General features: G+C 67.5%; 3 protein-coding genes. 1 reads left to right on the forward strand and 2 read right to left on the reverse strand.

The annotated features are described in order from the left end of the window. The first annotated feature begins 79 nt into the window (after positions 1 to 79). Positions 80 to 532: a PaaI family thioesterase gene (locus tag L995_RS06050; RefSeq protein ID WP_017406880.1), complete on the forward strand. Its 453-nt coding sequence runs from the start codon at positions 80 to 82 to the stop codon at positions 530 to 532. Positions 533 to 580: 48 nt separating this feature from the next. Here the strand turns inward: L995_RS06050 and L995_RS06055 are convergent, their stop codons facing one another. After that, positions 581 to 1,126 carry a hypothetical protein gene (locus tag L995_RS06055; protein WP_012202143.1) on the reverse strand — a complete coding sequence of 182 codons (546 nt, stop codon included), beginning with the start codon at positions 1,124 to 1,126 and terminating at the stop codon, positions 581 to 583. A 138-nt stretch (positions 1,127 to 1,264) separates the two neighbouring features. Beyond that, positions 1,265 to 2,126 (reverse strand): Bug family tripartite tricarboxylate transporter substrate binding protein (locus tag L995_RS06060; protein WP_047470153.1); only part of this gene is annotated, 862 nt, incomplete at its 5' end.

The following is a 2,126-nucleotide window of genomic DNA, read 5'->3' on the forward strand; positions in this document are numbered from 1 at the left end:
CCGCGTCGCGCTGGGCCACTGTCGTCAAATCGACAGGTGCACGGGTGGATTGAGTCATGCCGATGCGATGATTGCCCGCATGAACACACCCATCAAAGACCACCCGGCCAACCCCTTCGAAGGCGAGGCGCCCGGCATCCTCTTCGGCCTGCCCATGCCCATGGCCCGCGCCATGAAGCTCAGCGGTGAACGCATCGGCGATGACCGCGCCCAGATCCGCATGGGCTTTCAACCGGACCAGGCCAACAGCCGCGGCGACGTGCACGGCGGCGCCATCGCCTCGCTGCTGGACTGCGCCCTGGCCTCGGCCTGCCGCTCGCATGACCCCACAGCCTTCGGCGTGGCCACCATCGATCTCACGCTGCACTACGTCTCGGCCGGCAGCGGCGATCTCATCGCCACCGCCCACTGCGAGCGGCGCGGCCGCTCCATCAGCTTCGCGCGCGGCGAAGTGCGTTCCGAGGACGGCACCCTGGTGGCCCTGGCCACCGGCACCTTCAAGCTGATGGCGCGCAGCCCGGCACAGGCCTGAGCGCAGGGCACGAGCGGCGCCGGATGGCACTTGCGTGCCGCCGCGTCGTCAGAGCCGCTTTTCCTTGGCCTCGATCAGCTTTTGCATCAGTTCGCAGACCTGCCTGGCCTGCTCCTGGGTGATGTCGATGTTCTCGATCACCGAGCGCTTGAACTGGATGCCGTTGACTGCGCCGCTGTTCTCGATGAAGCCCAGCGTCAGGGTGCGGTTCAGGAAGTAGATGACGGCGGCGATGCCCCAGCCGATCAGCATGACCACCAGGCCTGCAAAGAAGCTCTGGGCCATCATCGACCCGCCCATGAACAGCGACAGGGCACCGATGCCCAGCGCCGTCTTCCAGGGCTTGTGATAGCCGTAGTAGGTGGAGCAGATGCCCTGCAGCGGGATCAGGCGCGACTGGGTGCCCGACAGCGAGGCGCTGCTGAACTCCAGGCGCTCGCTGCCCACGCGGATGGTGGTGGTGGGATCGATGTTGACCTTGGACAGGATCCAGGCGACCAGGCCGCCTTCGCGGCCTGTGATGGCAATGTGGTTGCCCTTGTCGTCTATGGGTTGCTCGCTGGCTTTCCAGGCCTTGATGACCAATGCACTCACGGTAATACCCTCTCTTGAATGTTTGAGAAACCACGGGCTGTCCCGTCATGGCATTGCACCACCGGGGCCGCCTGAGGAGGGGCGATTACAGCACAGGGCATGAGTGCAGCCTTGGGCAACCAGGGCCGCTGTGCGCCATCAACCGGGTTGCACCCCCGCCGACTGCAGCAGCCGCCCCCAGACCGGAGCCTCTTGCGCCCAGGCCTTGCCGAAGCGCTGGGGCGTGTCGTCATCCACGGGAACGAAACCGGCCGCGATGATGCGGGCCGTGCCTTCGCGGCTGGCCACGGCGCGGTTGGAGATCTCGCCCCATTGCCGCGTGAGGTCGGCCGGCAGGCCCCTGGGGCCGGCGATGGCCAGCCAGCCGGACAGTTCCATGGCCTCGTGGCGGTAGCCGGCCTCGGCAAAGGTGGGTACCTCGGGCAGCAGGGGCACGCGGCGCGTGCCGGTGACGGCCAGGGCGCGCAGCTTGCCTGCATCGATATGGGGCTTGAGCGTGAGCAGGCTGCCCATGCCGATGGGGATGCGTCCGCCCAGCATGTCCTGCACCATCAGCGCCTCGCCCCGGTAGGCTGCATGCGCCATGCCGGCACCGGCCATGTCGCTGAGCACGGCGCAGGCCAGGTGGCCGTGCGAGCCTATGCCGTAGGAGCCATAAGAGAGCTTGCCCGCGTTGGCCTGGGCCCAGGCCATGAATTCGCGCAGGTTGGTGGCGGGCACGTCGGCCGTGACCACCAGGGCGATGGGCGCCATGCACACGCGCGACAGGGGCGTGAGGTCGGTCAGCGGGTCGTAGGCGGTCTTCTTGTAGAGGTATTTGTTGGTGAGCATGGTGGAGGTGGTGCCCAGCAGCAGGGTGAGCCCGTCGGGCGCGGAGCGGACCACCATTTCGCCGCCGATCAGTCCGGCCGCACCGGGCTTGTTGTCCACCACCACGGTCTGGCCCAGCTGCTGGGCCATGCGCTCGCCCAGGATGCGCGCAATCACGTCGGTGACGCGG

This window comes from Delftia sp. ZNC0008 (assembly GCF_000799035.1).
Lineage (GTDB): Bacteria > Pseudomonadota > Gammaproteobacteria > Burkholderiales > Burkholderiaceae_C > Comamonas > Comamonas tsuruhatensis.

What these genes read in the sequence shown, in the direction of transcription:
- L995_RS06050 (WP_017406880.1), top strand. Translation starts at nt 80, where the DNA reads ATGAACACACCCATCAAAGACCACCCGGCCAACCCCTTCGAAGGCGAG.